This window comes from Achromobacter piechaudii NBRC 102461, assembly GCF_001571245.1.
GTDB lineage: Bacteria > Pseudomonadota > Gammaproteobacteria > Burkholderiales > Burkholderiaceae_B > Achromobacter > Achromobacter piechaudii.
The window spans coordinates 133,379-149,098 of sequence record NZ_BCTK01000007.1 but is presented as its reverse complement, the minus strand read 5'-3'; the positions used below and the strand labels follow the sequence as shown (position 1 = coordinate 149,098).

Annotated in this window: 15 protein-coding genes and 1 tRNA gene; 2 read left to right on the top strand and 14 right to left on the bottom strand. The window is 65.6% G+C overall.

Features of this window, described 5'->3' with window-relative positions; all coding sequences use genetic code 11:
- Positions 1 to 14 precede the first annotated feature (14 nt).
- From API01S_RS18450 to API01S_RS18400, 11 genes are all read right to left on the bottom strand, one after another.
- Positions 15 to 1,007 (bottom strand): Bug family tripartite tricarboxylate transporter substrate binding protein, encoded by a 993-nt coding sequence (locus API01S_RS18450; protein WP_006217105.1) that lies wholly within the window; start codon positions 1,005 to 1,007, stop codon positions 15 to 17.
- A gap of 158 nt (positions 1,008 to 1,165) precedes the next feature.
- Complete coding sequence (locus API01S_RS18445) at positions 1,166 to 2,080, bottom strand: LysR family transcriptional regulator (protein ID WP_061305740.1); 915 nt, start codon at positions 2,078 to 2,080, stop codon at positions 1,166 to 1,168.
- Between the two features lie 11 nt (positions 2,081 to 2,091).
- Positions 2,092 to 2,976, bottom strand: a complete 885-nt coding sequence (locus API01S_RS18440; protein ID WP_050730553.1) for an alpha/beta hydrolase — start codon at positions 2,974 to 2,976, stop codon at positions 2,092 to 2,094.
- Entirely contained in the window at positions 2,969 to 3,730 is a 762-nt protein-coding gene (locus API01S_RS18435; protein ID WP_039883798.1) for a GntR family transcriptional regulator, read from the bottom strand. Before API01S_RS18435 ends, API01S_RS18440 begins: the two co-directional genes overlap by 8 nt.
- A gap of 73 nt (positions 3,731 to 3,803) precedes the next feature.
- Complete coding sequence (locus API01S_RS18430) at positions 3,804 to 4,496, bottom strand: ABC transporter ATP-binding protein (protein ID WP_006217101.1); 693 nt, start codon at positions 4,494 to 4,496, stop codon at positions 3,804 to 3,806.
- A complete protein-coding gene (locus tag API01S_RS18425) occupies positions 4,483 to 5,253 on the bottom strand; it encodes an ABC transporter ATP-binding protein (protein ID WP_006217100.1) in 771 nt (256 codons plus the stop codon). The genes API01S_RS18430 and API01S_RS18425 overlap by 14 nt, the downstream gene beginning before the upstream one ends.
- Positions 5,243 to 6,229 (bottom strand): branched-chain amino acid ABC transporter permease, encoded by a 987-nt coding sequence (locus API01S_RS18420; RefSeq protein WP_050730552.1) that lies wholly within the window; start codon positions 6,227 to 6,229, stop codon positions 5,243 to 5,245. Before API01S_RS18420 ends, API01S_RS18425 begins: the two co-directional genes overlap by 11 nt.
- Complete coding sequence (locus API01S_RS18415) at positions 6,226 to 7,140, bottom strand: branched-chain amino acid ABC transporter permease (protein WP_061305738.1); 915 nt, start codon at positions 7,138 to 7,140, stop codon at positions 6,226 to 6,228. Before API01S_RS18415 ends, API01S_RS18420 begins: the two co-directional genes overlap by 4 nt.
- Positions 7,137 to 8,330: an ABC transporter substrate-binding protein gene (locus tag API01S_RS18410; RefSeq protein WP_050730551.1), complete on the bottom strand. Its 1,194-nt coding sequence runs from the start codon at positions 8,328 to 8,330 to the stop codon at positions 7,137 to 7,139. Before API01S_RS18410 ends, API01S_RS18415 begins: the two co-directional genes overlap by 4 nt.
- A gap of 47 nt (positions 8,331 to 8,377) precedes the next feature.
- A complete protein-coding gene (locus API01S_RS18405) occupies positions 8,378 to 9,289 on the bottom strand; it encodes a fumarylacetoacetate hydrolase family protein (RefSeq protein ID WP_050730550.1) in 912 nt (303 codons plus the stop codon).
- 86 nt (positions 9,290 to 9,375) lie between these two features.
- Positions 9,376 to 10,500 carry a cupin domain-containing protein gene (locus API01S_RS18400; protein ID WP_039882669.1) on the bottom strand — a complete coding sequence of 375 codons (1,125 nt, stop codon included), beginning with the start codon at positions 10,498 to 10,500 and terminating at the stop codon, positions 9,376 to 9,378.
- Positions 10,501 to 10,698: 198 nt separating this feature from the next.
- Between API01S_RS18400 and API01S_RS18395 the strand changes: the two genes are divergently transcribed.
- Positions 10,699 to 10,944 (top strand): hypothetical protein, encoded by a 246-nt coding sequence (locus tag API01S_RS18395; protein ID WP_006217094.1) that lies wholly within the window; start codon positions 10,699 to 10,701, stop codon positions 10,942 to 10,944.
- A 481-nt stretch (positions 10,945 to 11,425) separates the two neighbouring features.
- Here API01S_RS18395 and API01S_RS18390 read toward each other — a convergent pair.
- Positions 11,426 to 11,500, bottom strand: a tRNA-Arg gene (locus tag API01S_RS18390).
- A 231-nt stretch (positions 11,501 to 11,731) separates the two neighbouring features.
- Between API01S_RS18390 and API01S_RS18385 the strand changes: the two genes are divergently transcribed.
- On the top strand, positions 11,732 to 12,655 hold the full coding sequence (locus API01S_RS18385; RefSeq protein WP_050730549.1) for a c-type cytochrome: 924 nt from the start codon (positions 11,732 to 11,734) through the stop codon (positions 12,653 to 12,655).
- Positions 12,656 to 12,791: 136 nt separating this feature from the next.
- Here the strand turns inward: API01S_RS18385 and API01S_RS18380 are convergent, their stop codons facing one another.
- Complete coding sequence (locus API01S_RS18380) at positions 12,792 to 14,315, bottom strand: 3-hydroxyacyl-CoA dehydrogenase (RefSeq protein WP_050730548.1); 1,524 nt, start codon at positions 14,313 to 14,315, stop codon at positions 12,792 to 12,794.
- Positions 14,316 to 14,403: 88 nt separating this feature from the next.
- Entirely contained in the window at positions 14,404 to 15,633 is a 1,230-nt protein-coding gene (locus API01S_RS18375; protein ID WP_061305736.1) for a CaiB/BaiF CoA transferase family protein, read from the bottom strand.
- Positions 15,634 to 15,720: the final 87 nt, after the last annotated feature.

Here is a 15,720-nt window from a genome sequence, read left to right as displayed (position 1 = left end):
ATTGGCGGTTGGATTTATTGCGCTTCGATCTTGGCGGCCTTGACCAGGGCGCCGTACTTCTTCGTTTCTTCAGCCTGGTAGGCCACCAGGTCGACGCCCGGCTGGGCCACTTCGCCACCCGCCTCCTGCATCTTCTTGCGGAACGATTCGGACTTGAGCGATTCGTCCAGCACGGTGCGCAGCTTGGCCACGACCGGCTCGGGCAAGCCGGCGGGGCCGTACAGGGCGAACCACAGATTGATGTCGACGGACTCAAAGCCCTTGGTTGCGGCCAGCGGCGCGATTTCCGGTGCAGCCGGCGAACGCTTGTTCTCGGTCAGGCCCAGCGCGACGATATTGCCGCTGCGCACTTGCGGCAGGCCCGAGGACAGCACCAGCATGCCGTAGTCCAGCTGGCCGCTCATCAGGTCGGTGACCAGGGGCGACACGCCGCGATACGGCACATGTTCAGCGCGCGTGCCGGTGGCTTGGTTGATCATTTCGCCCGCCAGATGCAGCGTGGTGCCCACGCCGGACGAACCGTAGTTGAACGTGCCCGGCTCCGCGCCGCGCAGCTTCTGCAGATAGTCGGCGGCGGTCTTGACGCCGGAATTCTTGCTGGCCGCCAACAGCATCGGCTGCGACGCCACCAGTCCCAGGGCCGTGAAGTCCTTGGCGCTGTCGTACTTGACCGCGGTGTTGATCATGCGGGCGATCACCATTTCGTTGGTGGAGCCCAGGAAAATCGTATAGCCGTCGGGCGCGGCGCGCGCCACGCGTTGAGCGCCGATGGTGCCACCGGCGCCGCCCACGTTTTCAACCACGACGGTCTGGCCCAGGCGCTTGCCCAGTTCCTCGCCGAGCAGGCGGGCCGTCAGGTCCAGGCTGCCGCCGGCCGGGTAGCCGACGATCAGGGACACGCTACGGGCGGGGTAATCGGCGGCGTGGGCGGCCGGCGCGGCAGCGACGGCCGAGGCGGCACAAAACGCAACAAGCGCTGCGCGCAGCGGATGCAGTACGGACTTCATGTTTTCTTCCTTGGGGTGCTGGGGGGTGGACGGCGTGGCCGTCTCGTTGGAGGTATAGGCTGGTATTTTCGCGGCGGCGCCTTCGCCCGCACGTGCCGAAACGGCACATCTTCGTGCTTATCTCGCCTGCGCTCTGAGTCCGTGGGCTGCCGCCGCCCTCACGCCTTGCGGTTCGCGGTGGCCTCCCAGGCCGCCTCCGCCAGGTCCGTCAAACGTGCGCGCGGCCGGTACAGCCGCACCTCGAAGGCGATTTCTTCGCTGCGCGCGCCCAGCGCCACCAACGCGCCTCGACGGCAATCGGCAGCCACCATGGACCACGGCAACCACGCCACGCCCAGGCCCTTGGCCACCGCGCCGTGCGCCGCGTCCAGGGAATCGCTGCGCACGAACGGCGTCAACGCGTAGGGCGAGGTCTCCAGGCGGTCGCCCACGATGCGTTCCATCGCCAGCCCGCCCGTGTAGGTAATCAGCGGCGCCGCCTGCCCGCCATCTTCCAGCACGTAACGCGCGCGGCCGCGCGCATCCGCCTGGCTGACCGGCACCAGCTTGTCGGTGGCCAGCGTCATGTAGCGATAGCGGGCCGGGCTCAGGGGCACTGACAGCGCCGGGTGTTCGTAGCAGCACAGCAGGTCGACCTTGCCTTGCTCCAACCGCACCACCAGATCCTTCGCCTGCCCCGTGAACAATTCCACCTGCGTGCCTTCGGTCAGCACCTTGGGCGCGCGATGGCGCAGCCGGGCGATCCAATCCGCCACCAGCGTGCGCGCCAGGCTGCGGCCCGTGGCGATGCGCAGCACCGCTTCGCCGCCCGCGCCCGAACTGCGGATGCGATGGCGCACCAGCCCCATCTGCTCGACCACCTGAGTCGCCGTCTTGAGCAGCGCCTCGCCCTGCGCGGTCAAGGTGACCGGCAGATGCTGGCGTTCGACCAGCGGCGCGCCTGCCCACGCTTCAAGCGCACGGATGCGCCGGCCGAACGCGGGGTGCGTCACGTGGCGCAGTTCGGCGGCGCGCACGAAGCTGCCGGTGCGCGCCAGCGCCATCAGGTCTTCAAGCAGCTTCAGGTCGGCCATCTGCAACTCCGTCAGCGAACGGCCAGCCCCATCATCGCCAACGTGGCGCGGGTCAGGTCGCTGTCCGGGTCTTCAAGCTCGTTGACCAGGTCGAAGTGGTTGCAGTGCGGCGTGGCGATGCGGGTGGACGCCAGGCCGGCGCCGTTCCAGGCGGCTTCGAAGGCCGCCGTCTGGTTCTTGAAACCCTGGGTTTCCAGGCCGCCCACCGCCAGCAGCATGGGGCCTGCACGTTCGGGCAGATTGAAGATGGGGCTTTGATGCGCGGCCTGCTCGGGCGTCAGGCGCAGCCAGGTGTTGGGCAGGATGTCGCACAGCGGACGCAGGTCGAACAGGCCGGACAAGGCCAGGGTGCCCTTGATGATGTCGTCCGGCACGCCATAGCGCGCGGGCCAGCCGGGCGCGACCAGCATGCCGGCCAGATGCCCGCCCGCCGAACTGCCGCCCACGTAGATGCGTTCAGGGTCCACGCCGTAGGTCGCGGCGTTCTTGTACAGCCAGGCCACCGCGCTGCGCACTTCGCGCACCACTTCGCCCAGCGTGGCCTCGGGCACCAGCGTGTATTCCAGCGTGGCGAGGGCAGCGCCCGCCGCGTTGAAGGCCTCGGCCATGACGGGCGCGTCTTCCTTGCGCTGCGCGCGCCAGTAGCCGCCGTGGATGAACACGAAAACCGGCGCGGGCGCGCGCGATGCCGAAGGCAGGAACAGGTCCAGCCGTTCGTCCTGCCCCATGCCGTAGCGCAGGTCCAGCACGCCGGGGCGACGCGAACGCGCTCGCGCGGACGACTCGGCGTAGCGGCGCACGCAGGCGTCGAAATCCGCCACCGACTCGCGCGCGTTGTATTGCACCTCGCGTTCGGCGATGGTGGGAAAGAAAAGGTCGATCTCGGGCTTATGCATGTCGTGCCTGGGTGTCGGGCTGAGAAATGATCCGTTCGATGAACTGCGCGGTCTTGCGGTAATGGGCAGCCAACATGGCCACCGAACGCTCGGCATCGCGCGAGATCGCGGCGTCGAGCAATTGGCGATGTTCGTCGTCCACATTGCGCTCGGGCCCGTAGGCCGTGGCCCCGGCGCGCGCCGGACGGCGGTAGCGCTCGGTCTGCGCATACAGCTGCGTGGACAGGTCCAGCAGCCAGCGCGAGCGGCAAGCGCCAATCAGCGCATGGTGAAAATCCAGATGGCGCGCTTCCAGCAATTCTTCCAATTCTTCCGAAGGTGCGGGAGCCTGGCCCGCGCGCTGCGCCGCCAGCGTCAGCGCATGGTACGCCCCCACCAGCCGCGTTTCCCAGGCGTCGTCCGCGTTGGCCAGCGAACGCCGCAGCGCATCGCAGTCGATCAGGATGCGCGTTTCACAGGCATCCCACATTTCCTCGACCGACAAGGGCGCGATGCTGAACCCGCGCGACGTGGTGTTCACGACCATGCGTTCGCTGCGCAAGCGGTTGAGCGCTTCGCGGATGGGCGAAAAGCTGCTGCCGTAGCGCTGCCGCAGCAGTTCCAGCCGCAGCGATTGGCCGGGCGCGAAGGCCCCGCTCATGATGTCGCGCCGAAGCAGGCGATAGACCTGCTCGGACAGCGTAATGTCTTCAACGTCGGCATTCCCGTCAGAACCGGGATCGTCCTGGCGGGAAGCTTTGATTCTTGGCTTCAACATGCTCTCCAGTGTCAGCGGCGTGTCCGCCAAACCGCGCACAGGCGGCTCATTCTACCCGCGCGCGGCCGCTTCATATGCCCAGGTAGCGATGCGCCAGCTCAGGCTGCGCCGACAGCTCGGCCGGCTTGCCCGACCAGGCCACACGCCCCTTGTCCACGATGTAGTGCCGGTCCACCAGGGTCGCCATTTCGGGCAGGTTCTTGTCGATGACAAGAATGGTCTGGCCTTCGGACTTGAGCGATCGCAGGCAACGCCAGATCTCCTGGCGAATCAGGGGCGCCAGCCCCTCGGTGGCTTCGTCCAGGATCAGCAGCTTGGGATTGGTCATCAACGCGCGGCCCACCACCAGCATCTGCTGTTCACCGCCCGACAGCGTGCGCGAGGACTGCGCGCGGCGCTCTTGCAGACGCGGGAACAACGCATAGACGCGCGCCAGGTCCCAGCCGCCCGCCGCCGCGCGCGCGGTCGCCACCAGGTTTTCCTGCACGGTCAGCGACCCGAACACCCTGCGCCCTTCCGGCACCAGCCCGACGCCCAGGCGCGCCACCGTGCTGGGCGCGGACCGGCCCAGTGTCTGCCCCCGGAACTGCACCGCGCCCCCGGTGGCAGGCAGCATGCCCATCAGCGTCTTGACCGTGGTGGTCTTGCCCATGCCGTTGCGGCCGATCAGCGAAATGACCTCGCCCTCGCTGGCTTCGAACGACATGCCGAACAGCACCTTGCTGGACCCGTAGCCGCCCGTCAGCCCGTCAACCTTCAACATGTTCTTCTCCCAGATAGGCCGCGCGCACGTCGGGATGGCGGCGCACCTCGTCGGGCGCGCCGCTGAACACCACACGGCCGTATACCAGCACGCTGATGCGATCGGCCAGTGCGAAGACGGCGTCCATATCGTGTTCCACCAGCAGGATGCCGTAGTCGCCCTTCATGCCTTGCAAGAGGCGCGTCATGCGGGCCGATTCCTCGGGGCCCATGCCGGCCATGGGTTCGTCCAGCAGCAACAGGCGCGGCGACCGCGCCAGCGCGACCGCCAATTCCAATTGCCGTTTTTCGCCATGCGCCAGGTCCGCTGACCGCACATGGCGACGGTCCGCCAGCCCCACATGGGTCAGCCATTGCATCGCCTGCTCTTTCAGGCCCGCGTCGCGGCGCGGATCGGACCACGCGCCGAACGCGCGCCCGCCCTTGAGCATGCGCGACAGGATCACGTTTTCAAGCGCCGTGTATTCGTGGCAAAGCTCGGTGATCTGGAACGAGCGCCCCAGACCCAGCCGCGCGCGTTCAAAGGCGCGCAAGCCGGTCACGTCGCGCCCGTCCAGATGGATGGTGCCGGAGTCGGGCCGGATCTCGCCGCAGATCTGCGCGATCAGTGTGGATTTGCCCGCGCCGTTGGGCCCGATGATGGCGTGGATCTCGCCGGCCTGTACATCCAGGTCCACGCCATTGGTGGCCACCACCGCATCGAAGGCCTTGCGCAACTGCGTCAGGCGCAACAGGCTGTCTTGGGCGTCAGTCGGCATGGCGCGTCTCCAGCAATTTTCCGAACAGGCCCTTCTGGCCCCACAGCACCACCAGCACCAGGATCGGCCCCATGTAGAGCAGCCAATGTTCGGTCAGCGACGACAGCGTCTGCTCCAGCCCCAGGAACACCGCCGCGCCCGCGATGGGCCCCAGCAAGGTGCCCACGCCGCCCAGGATCACGATGGCCATGAGCTCGCCCGACTTGGTCCAAGCCGCCATGTCGGGCGTGACCAGCCCCGCGTAGTTCGCCCACAGCACGCCCGCCAGTCCCGTGCCCACGGCCGACAGCACAAAGGCGCTCAGGCGATACGGCGTGGGCGCCACGCCCAGGTTCACGGCGCGCCGTTCGCTTTGGCGCAAGGCCTGCAAGACCATGCCGAAACGCGAGTTGGTGATGCGGATGCACAGCAGCGTCCACGCCGTCAGCAGCGCCAGGCAGACGTAATAGAACACCAGCGGGCTTTCCAGATTGATGCCGGGCAGCACGTTGCGCTGCGGAATCATCAGGCCGTCGTCGCCGCCATAGAACTGCAACGACACCAGGATGAAATACACCATCTGCCCGAACGCCAGCGTAATCATGATGAACTGCACACCGCGCGTGCGCAGCGCCAGATAGCCGAAGACCCAGCCGGCCAGCGCGCACACGATCAGCGCGATGGGCCAGACGACCAGCGCCGCATTGCTGCCGGCCCAGCCAAAGATCGGCCCGGCTTCGGCGGTGTGGAAGGCGATGATGCCCACCGCGTAGCCCCCCAACCCGAAGAACATGGCGTGGCCGAAGCTGACCATGGCGCCGTAGCCGATGACCAGGTCCAGGCTGACGGCGGCCAGGCCGTAGATCAGAAAGCGCGTGACCACGCCGATCAGGAAGGGCGAGCCCGAGGCCAGCGCAGCGGCAGGCAGCAGGATCAATACCGTCAGGCCGGCCAGGCCCCAGCGGGCGCGATTGGAAAGTGTCTTTGCCATCATCATCCTCGCGCCGGAAACAGGCCACCCGGCCGGGCGATCAGCACGATCGCCATCAACACATAGATACTGGCCGACGCCATGCCGGCGGCCAGCGGGTCCGCCGTGGCGGGCGAGAACATCGTGGACAGCAACTGCGGCAGAAAGGCGCGCCCCAGGCTGTCGACCATGCCCACCAGCAAAGCGCCCGCCAACGCGCCGCGCACCGAGCCCACGCCGCCGATCACAATCACCACGAACGTCGTGATCAGGATGCGTTCGCCCATGCCGATTTCCACCGCCAGCAGCGGCGCGGCCATCACGCCGGCGAGTCCGCACAGCAGCGCGCCCAGGCCGAAGACCAGCGTATACAGCTTGCGGATGTCCACCCCCAGCGCATCCACCATTTCACGGTCATCCGCGCCCGCGCGGATCAGCATGCCGATACGCGTGCGGTTGACCAGCCACCACAAGCCCACCGCCACCAGCGCGCCGATGCCGATGAACGACAGCCGGATCACCGGATACTGGAAACCGGGCGCCAGCGTCACCGCGCCTTCCAGAAACGAGGGGATGCCCACCAGCGGCGGCCGCCGTCCGAAGATCAGGCTGACCGCTTCGTTCGAAAACAGCAGCAGGCCGAACGTGGCCAGCACCTGGTAGAGGTGATCGCGCTTGTACAGCTTGCGGATCACCAGCACTTCGACCGAGATGCCGTACAGGCCGGCCCCCAGCAGCGCGGCCAGCACGCCCGCCAGGAACGACCCCGTGGTGCCGATGGCGTAGGCGGCGCAGTACGCGCCCACCATATAGAAGGACCCGTGCGTCAGGTTCACCACGCCCATGATCCCGAAGATCAACGTCAGCCCGGCCGCCAGCATGAAAAGCATAGCGCCGAACTGCAAGCCGTTAAGCAGCTGTTCGAACAGAAGCGTCATGATGGCATCTTGCAGAATTGGGCGTAGGCGTCCTTGTCGTCGGACACGAGCTTGCGCACCAGATGCGGCGCCAGGCCGCCGGTGCTGTCCTTTTCAATGCGCATCAGGTACAGGTCCTGGATCGGATGCTGATTGGTATTCATGCTGAACTTGCCGCGCAACGACGTGAAGTCCGGCTTGCGCAGCGCCGCGCGGAACGCGTCGGCCTTGGACAAGTCGCCGCCCGTCGCCTTCAGGCCCACGCCAATCAATTGCGCGGTGTCGTAGGCCTGCATCGCATAGTCGGTCGGCATGCGGCCATAGGCTTCCTTGAACGCTTTCACGAAGGCCTGGGACGGCGGGTTGTCGAAATCCTGAGACCAGATGCCCGTGGTGTAGGACCCCAGGGATGCATCGCCGGTGGCCTGGATCATCCGCGCGTCCATCGAGAAGCTGGGCATCAGCATCGGGATGCTCTTGTTCAAGCCCGCCGCCGCGTACTGCTTGACGAAGTTGATGCCCGTGCCGCCCGGATGAAACTGGTAGATGGCTTCGGGCGCCAGCGAGCGCACGCGCGCCAGTTCCACCGAGAAATCCGACTGGTCGAGCTTGGTGTAGATCTCGGCCACCACCTCGCCCTTGTAGGTGCGCTTGAAGCCTTCGATGGCATCGCGCCCTGCCTGGTAATTGGGCGCCAGCAGCACGACTCGCTTATAGCCCAGCTCGTTGGCCGCCACGCCGCCCGCCGTGTGGAAGGCGTCGTTCTGGTAGGACGCGACGAAGTAGTTGGGGTCGCACTTTTCTCCCGCGAAATTGGACGGGCCGGGGTTCAGGCTGACATAGAACGCGCCGGACTTCACGACGCTGGGTACGACGGCGGCCAGCACGTTGGAGAAGTTCACGCCCGTGTACAGCTTCACGCCGGATTGCAGCAGGCGGTCGGCGGCCTGCTTGGCATTGGCGGGCTTGAGGCCGTCGTCTTCGATGACCAGCTGCACCGGCACACCGCCCAGCGTGCCGCCGCCCTGCTTGATGGCCAGGTTGAACGCGTCGCGCTCGTCCTCGCCGATGTAGCCCGCGGGCGTGGACAAGGTGGCGATAAAGCCGATCTTGACCGGGTCGGCGGCGCGCGCCGCGCCCATCGAAAACGCCGCGCCCAGCGCGACGGACAACGCGGCGGCGATGCCGCCCAGTTTCTGTTTCTTGATCATGTTTTCCCCTTGAAGACTGCGTTGCCCGCCACGCGGCCGGCCTGGACCTATACCGCCACGACCGGATGGCGCAGCGTGCCGATGCCTTCCACGCACGCAACCACCACGTCGCCCGGCCACAACCATTCCTGCGGCTTGCGGCCCGCGCCCACGCCTTCCGGCGTGCCGGTGGCGATGATGTCGCCCGGTTCCAGCGTGATGCCGGCGCTGATGTCGGCGATCAGGAACGGCACCTTGAACAGCATGTGGCGCGTGTTCGAGCCCTGCTTCTTTTCACCGTTGACGGTCAGCCACAAGTCCAGCACCTGCGGGTCGGGAATCTCATCGGCGGTAACGATGCATGGGCCGAACGGCGCATAGGTGTCCTGGCCCTTGGAGTAGATCCATTGGCCCGCGCGGCGGCAGTCGCGCGCGCTCATGTCCAGCATCACGCTGTAGCCGAACACGTAGGACAGCGCATCGGCCTCGGCCACGCGCGAGGCGCGCCGGCCCATGATCACCGCCAGCTCCACTTCCCAGTCCAGCTGCTGCGTGATCTTGACGTTGTGCTCGATGGCGTCGCCCGGCCCGATGACGGTGGTGGGCGGCTTGGAGAAGATCACCGGCTGCTTGGGCAGGTCCGGCGCCGTGTCCAGCGTGCGGCTGGATTCGGCCACGTGCTCGACGTAGTTCAGGCCGATGCCGAAGATGTTCTTGCGCGGGCGCGGAATGGGCGCCAGCAGTTTCACGTTTTCCTGCGGCAGCGCGGTGCCCACGGGCCATTCGCCCTGATAGGCCTCCATCAGGCGGCCGGCCTGTTCGACCGCGACCGGCCCCAGGTCGATGAACGCCAGCATGTCGTCGGGCAGATCGACGCCACCGGCGCGGCCCAGCAACGCCAGGTCGATTACATAGCCTTCGGCCAGCGCGCCAAGTCGGGCGGCGGCGGTAGGATGGGCGCGAAAAGTCACCAAGCGCATAGGAACTCCATAGATTCAGGACGCATTGAGTCAACACGCGGACAGCGCCCGCGCGGTGGAAAAAATGATGAAGGGGTGGCGCGACGCTAGATCAGCACTTGATGGCCGTCGTTTTCCTTGACCGCTTCTTCGCGGTAAAGCCCCAGCGCACGCATCACGGGCAGGTCGTTGAAACAGAACAGGCAGGCATCGTCGTTGTCGGACAGGTTGGCGTGCTCGTGGATGGCCCAGGAGGGCACGCAGAAAATGTCGCGTTCGGTCCAGTCGTAGCGCTTGCCGTCGATGATGGAAAAGCCGCTGCCCTTGGCCACCTGGTAGATGAAGCTGCCCGTGTGGCGATGGGCCTTGGTGTGTTCGCCGGGGCGCAGCAACTGCATGCTGGCGCCGATGGTCGGCATGACCGGCCCGCCCGTTGCGGGATTCACGTAGTCCAGCAAGATGCCGTCAAAGGGACTGCCGGCGGTGGTGCGCGCGTAGCGTCGCAAGGCGTCGTAGGTGGGCTCCCATTCGTACTTGAAGAGCGGCGAATAGGGTTTGGTCCAGCCCGACACCTGCGGGCGCAAGGCCGCGTTGCCCCAGGCGGCGCTGGTGTCGTCCACCGGATAAGTCACGGTCTGATTCAGGTCGGGATGCACGGCGTAAAAGCCCGCTTCCAGCGCGTTGACCAGCGGAATATCCAGCCCGTCCTGCCAGATGCAGGTGGTGCCGTCTTCGGCCACGCCATGTTCATGCCAGGTGCCGTTAGGCGTCAGCACGAAATCGTTCGCGCCCAGCGTCATCTTGTGGCCGTCCACCACTGTGTAGGCGCCCCGCCCTTCCATGATGAAGCGCAGCGCGGAATGCGAATGCTTGTGGGCCGACGCCAGTTCGCCCGGCTGCATCACCTGCAAGCCGGAGTACAGCCAGCCCACGGCGGCTGCAACGTCGCGCCGGCCGGGATTGTTCAGGTAGATGACGCGCCTGCCCGCTTCTTCGGGCGACACCAATTCGGCGGAACGCAGCACATGCGCGCGCAGGTCCTGATAGCGCCACACCACCGGCACCGAGGCCGAACGCGGCGCCCAGGGTTCGATCTTGTTTGCCACGGTCCACAAGGCGCCGGTTTCCAGTCGCGCGAGCTCCTGGTAGTAGGCGATGCGCTCGGGCGAGTCCGCCACATTGGCGCGGCCAGCGGTGTTCTCGCGATAAGCGTCGTACCGGTTCGCTTCCATCCCTTGCCTCTTTTTATAAAACCGTGAAGATTTTCGAAAATAATAGAGGCGCGACGAATCGGCGGCAATGCGCGAACGCTAGGGGTTTTCCCGCCGCGTGAAAATTAGTTGGTGCTGGGCGCTGAAATACTGTACAAAAACACAGTGCGACGTGATACATTTCGCTCGCCCAAAAAACTGTCGTCCAGGGAGAATCCTGTGTCAGAAGCCGCTCATCTCGTTCAGTACATCGTTGTTCCCTATCGCGCCGCCGCCAACGGCGTGGCGCCCGGGGAAATCCGTCCGGCCAGCAGCGAATTCGGCGCCATCCGAATCGCCAATTCGATGGCCTCCAAATTCGCCGGCGTAGCCGCTTATGAAGTGTGGATCGATAAAGAAACCGGCGACATGGAATCGCCACGCATCCTGACCCAGATCGGCACGGTGCCTTCGCTGGACGATTAAGGGTCTGGTGTTTGGCGTCCCTTCGATGAACGGGGCGGATCGTGAGTTTCTGACCTGCGGGTTATTTATTTCCCGCTATCGTTTCAGCACATCTCCCAGGGTTATCGAAGGGCGTATGGAAAATATTGCGGTCAAGTTTGCCGCAATTTTTTTGACACGCGCCGGCGACTGCCGGCCGTGCCTGTTTCTGGTCTGCGCTGATCAGAGCAACGACTTCAAACCCTGTTCGTGACGGCGGTAAGTTCCGCCGATAAAGCCAGTCTCATGCAGGGTTTTGAACGATGTCGACTTTTCACAACAAGCGTATGAGCACTGCAAGCACGGCAATGACGCAGCAGCAGTCAATACCAATGGTCGCAACTCAGCGATGAAGACAGGCGGGGTTTGAAGCGCGGGAGTTTGAAGCGGACGGAGAGTTGGTACTGCGGCGATGAGTCAAAGCGGTAATCAGTCGAACGACGTTGCTTGACCATGCACAAGATGGTGCGCCCGACAGGAATCGAACCTGTATCAAGAGCTTCGGAAACTCTCATTCTATCCATTGAACTACGGGCGCAGCGCAAGGAGGCGACATTGTACCTAGTTTTCGATAGCCTGCATGAAGTGGCTCAAATCTTCCGCCAATCTCATCGAAAACCCGGTCACATGCGTTGGACGTGTGTCCCTGACACCGTTATATAATCCAGCGTTTGCTTGCAGGCGGATGCGCGATCTGTCCGCCGATTTGTGCAGTTACTGATTTTCTGTTGCCGCCGCCAGGCGCCCCACCCGTTAGCAGGATTTGGTCATGAGCAACGAGCAGGAACACATAGAAGAGCACTCCTCCCCCATCAAGACCCCCAAGCAACTGGTCGTCACGATCGTCCTGTCTTTCGTGATCCCCATCGCCATCATCATTCTCCTGGTGAACATGGTGGTCTCCGGCAACAAGACCGGAGCCGGCTCGGATTCCCTGTCTTCTGAAGCGGTCACCAAGCGCATTGCGCCGGTCGCGGGGTTTGAGCTTGTCGACGCCAACGCCCCCAAGGTTTTCAAGACGGGTGAACAAGTCTTCGCCGCGGTCTGTACGGCCTGTCACACCGCTGGCGTGGCCGGCGCTCCCAAGATGGGCGACAACGCCGCCTGGGCGCCGTTCATCAAGTCCGGCTACGACACCATGCTGAACGTGGCCCTGCACGGCAAGGGCGGCATGCCCGCCAAGGGTGGCAACCCGACGCTGTCCGACTACGAAGTCGCGCGCGCCGTGGTCTATATGGCCAACAAGTCGGGCGCATCGCTGCCCGAACCGGCTGCTCCCGCCGAAGAAGGCGCCAAGAAGGAAGCAGATGCAGCACCGGCTGCGGCTGCACCAGCCGTCGCCGCCGCGCCTGCGGCAGCCGCTCCTGCTGCGGCCGCTGCGCCCGCCGCCTCTGCGCCCGCCGCACAGGCCCCCGCTGCCGCCCCGGCACCCCAGCAAGCCGCTGCCGTCAATCCGGCAGGCGAAAAGCTCTACAAGAGCGTGTGCTTCGCCTGTCACGCCACGGGCGTTGCCAATGCGCCGAAGTTTGGCGACAAGGCCGCCTGGGAGCCCTACATCAAGACCGGCATGGACGCCATGGTGAAGGTCGCCATGCAAGGCAAGCCGCCGATGCCGCCCAAGGGCGGCGCCGCCAATGCCTCGGAAGACGACATCCGCGCTGCCGTCCAATACATGGTGGACCACGCCAAGTAAGCAACACACGCAGCCGAACAGCAAAAAGCCCCTTGAAGATCATTCAAGGGGCTTTTTTACGTGCATCACACATTTCCTGCGGCGCACCGCAAGCGTTGACGCGCGCCACGCCGCTTCAAGCGTGGCGCGCCCCTGCTTATTCCGCCGATGACTTCAACAGCGACATGCCCAGTTGCACGCGGCGTTGCAGCCAGAGGCTGGGGCGATAACGCGGGTCGCCGGTCACGCGCTGCATGCTCTTCAGGATTTCCAGAATGCGGTCGGCGCCGAGCTTGTCGCCCAGCGACAGCGGGCCCACCGGATAACCCAGGCCCAGCGTCACGGCCTTGTCGATGTCTTCCGGCGTGGCGATCTGCTGCTGTGCGATGTCGGCGGCGATGTTCACGATCATCGCCACGATGCGTTGGGCGATGAAGCCCGGCGAATCCTCGATCACCGTCACCGGCACGCCATCGGCGGCCAGCAGCGCGTGCGCCGCATCGCGCCACTTCGCCTCGGTGGCGGGCGACACCATGATGGTGCGGCGCTTGGCGCCATCGAACGCGTACAACGCATCCAGACCGACCGTGCGCCCGGCGTTCAGGCCCTGGGCCGACACCGTCGTGGACACGTCATCGCCAAAAGGCGTGACGATGATGAGCGCGTCCGCATCGGGCGTGGAGCCCGTGACCAGCGTGGCGCCCAGTTTTTCCACCAGCGCGGAGGCGCGCGCGTAGCCTTCCCCGTGCTTGGGGCTGACCCAGACCTTCAGGCCTTCGGGCAACGCAGGCACGGCGGGTTCGGCGGGCACTTGCTTCTGGCCATCGGCATAGACGTAGAAACCTTCGCCGGCCTTGCGCCCGATCAGTCCACCAGCCAGGCGCACCGTCGTGATCGGCGACGGACGGAATCGCGCTTCGTCGAAGAACTGGCGGTAGATGGATTCCATCACCGGATGCGACACGTCCAGCGCGGTCAGGTCCAGCAGCTCGAACGGACCCATGCGGAAACCGGCTTGCTCGCGCATCACGGCATCGACCTGGGCGAAGCTGGCGACGGCCTCTTGTGCCACGCGCAGCCCTTCGGTATTCATGCCACGGCCAGCGTGGTTGACGATGAAGCCCGGCATGTCCTTGGCCCGCACGGGCGTGTGGCCCATGCGGCGGGCCAGCTCGGCCAGCGCATCGCCCACTTCGGGCGCGCTGCGCAACCCGTCGATCACCTCGACCACCTTCATCAACGCCACGGGGTTGAAGAAGTGATAGCCGGCCACGCGGCGCGGATGCTTGCAGGCGGCGGCAATGGCGGTGATGGACAGCGAGGACGTGTTCGACGCAAGGATGCAGTCGTCCGAGACCACGCCTTCCAGCGCGGCGAACAGGTCACGCTTGACGTCCAGGCGTTCGACGATGGCTTCCACCACCAACTGGCAGGCCGACATGTCGGTCAGCGCAGTGGCGGGTTCCACGCGCTCCAGCGCGGCCTGCGCATCGGCGGCGGTCAGCTTGCCCTTTTGCGCCAGCTTGTCCCACGTCTGGCGCAAGGATTCGCGCGCCGCAGCGACCGCATCGGCGCTGGTGTCGTACAGGCGCACGCGCAGTCCGGCTTGCGCCGCGATCTGCGCAATGCCGCGCCCCATGGCCCCGGCGCCTACGACGCCGATGGTTTGAATCTCCGTCATCAACTCTCTCCTGCCTGTATTGGAATGAATGGTGCGCGCCGCGGCATGGCGCAAGGCAAGCGGGCGGCGCGTGGCCGGCCCGCGCCGTTCAAGGCTGGCTTTGAGCCAGCGCCTGGATTTCCTCGGTCGACAAGCCGAGCTTTTCCGCCAGCACCTGCGCGGTGTGCTCGCCCAGCATCGGTGGCGGGCGGGGGTACTGAACGGGGCTGTCGGAGAACTTCAGCGGGCTGGACGCCATCGGCACCTTGCCGGCGGCCGGATGCGGCAGCTCGCGCTTCATGTCGCGCGCCAACACGTGGGGATCTTCGTAGACCTGATCCAGCGTATTGATGGGACCGGCCGGCACACCCACGCCTTCCAACGCGGCCAGCCAGTGATCACGCGCGCCGGTGGCCATGCGTTCGGCCAACAGCGGCACCAGCTCGGCGCGGTTTTTCACGCGCTGCGGATTGGTGGAAAAGCGCGGGTCCGCGGACAGTTCCGGCAGCCCGATCGCGCCGCAATAGTTGCGGAACTGGCTGTCGTTGCCCACGGCCACGATCAAATGGCCATCGGCGGCGGCGAACACCTGGTAGGGCACCAGGTTCTGGTGCGCGTTGCCCGCGCGCTGAGGCGCGACGCCGGAGGTCATGAAGTTCAGGTTCTGATTGGCCAGCATGGTGACCTGGCAGTCCAGCAGCGCCATGTCGATGTGCTGGCCCAGGCCGCTGTTGGCGCGCTCAAGCAGCGCGGCCAGGATGCCCACGGTGGAATACATGCCGGTCATCAGGTCCGCCACGGCCACGCCGGCTTTTTGCGGACCGCCGCCGGGCAGGTCGTCGCGTTCGCCGGTGATGCTCATCAGCCCGCCCATGCCCTGGATCATGAAGTCATAGCCGGGGCGGCTGGCGTAGGGGCCGGTCTGGCCGAAGCCAGTGATCGAACAATAGATCAGGCGCGGGTTGATGGCCTTGAGGCTTTCGTAGTCCAGCCCGTACTTCTTCAGGCCGCCCACTTTGAAGTTCTCGACCAGGATGTCGCTTTGCAGCGCCAGTTCGCGCACCAGCTCGGCGCCGCGCGGCGATGCGATGTCCAGCGCCACCGACATCTTGTTGCGGTTGGCGGACAGGTAGTAGGCGGCTTCGGTGGTGTCGTTGCCCGCTTCGTCCTTCAGGTACGGAGGCCCCCAGGCGCGCGTGTCGTCGCCCGAGCCGGGCCGTTCGATCTTGATCACCTCGGCGCCAAGATCGGCCAGGTTCTGGGTGCACCAGGGGCCCGCCAGCACGCGGGTCAGATCCAGCACGCGTATGCCGGTAAGGGGAGCAGGACGTTGCGACATCTGTAGTCTTTTCGCTAGATGAGAAATGAAAACGTCCGGCTTGCGGCCATGCGCAAGCCAGACTGGAATTCCGTCATGCCGGCGGTT

What these genes read in the sequence shown, in the direction of transcription:
- API01S_RS18450 (WP_006217105.1), bottom strand. Translation starts at nt 1,007, where the DNA reads ATGAAGTCCGTACTGCATCCGCTGCGCGCAGCGCTTGTTGCGTTTTGT.
- API01S_RS18445 (WP_061305740.1), bottom strand. Translation starts at nt 2,080, where the DNA reads ATGGCCGACCTGAAGCTGCTTGAAGACCTGATGGCGCTGGCGCGCACC.
- API01S_RS18440 (WP_050730553.1), bottom strand. Translation starts at nt 2,976, where the DNA reads ATGCATAAGCCCGAGATCGACCTTTTCTTTCCCACCATCGCCGAACGC.
- API01S_RS18430 (WP_006217101.1), bottom strand. Translation starts at nt 4,496, where the DNA reads ATGTTGAAGGTTGACGGGCTGACGGGCGGCTACGGGTCCAGCAAGGTG.
- API01S_RS18425 (WP_006217100.1), bottom strand. Translation starts at nt 5,253, where the DNA reads ATGCCGACTGACGCCCAAGACAGCCTGTTGCGCCTGACGCAGTTGCGC.
- API01S_RS18420 (WP_050730552.1), bottom strand. Translation starts at nt 6,229, where the DNA reads ATGATGATGGCAAAGACACTTTCCAATCGCGCCCGCTGGGGCCTGGCC.
- API01S_RS18415 (WP_061305738.1), bottom strand. Translation starts at nt 7,140, where the DNA reads ATGACGCTTCTGTTCGAACAGCTGCTTAACGGCTTGCAGTTCGGCGCT.
- API01S_RS18410 (WP_050730551.1), bottom strand. Translation starts at nt 8,330, where the DNA reads ATGATCAAGAAACAGAAACTGGGCGGCATCGCCGCCGCGTTGTCCGTC.
- API01S_RS18405 (WP_050730550.1), bottom strand. Translation starts at nt 9,289, where the DNA reads ATGCGCTTGGTGACTTTTCGCGCCCATCCTACCGCCGCCGCCCGACTT.
- API01S_RS18400 (WP_039882669.1), bottom strand. Translation starts at nt 10,500, where the DNA reads ATGGAAGCGAACCGGTACGACGCTTATCGCGAGAACACCGCTGGCCGC.
- API01S_RS18385 (WP_050730549.1), top strand. Translation starts at nt 11,732, where the DNA reads ATGAGCAACGAGCAGGAACACATAGAAGAGCACTCCTCCCCCATCAAG.
- API01S_RS18380 (WP_050730548.1), bottom strand. Translation starts at nt 14,315, where the DNA reads ATGACGGAGATTCAAACCATCGGCGTCGTAGGCGCCGGGGCCATGGGG.
- API01S_RS18375 (WP_061305736.1), bottom strand. Translation starts at nt 15,633, where the DNA reads ATGTCGCAACGTCCTGCTCCCCTTACCGGCATACGCGTGCTGGATCTG.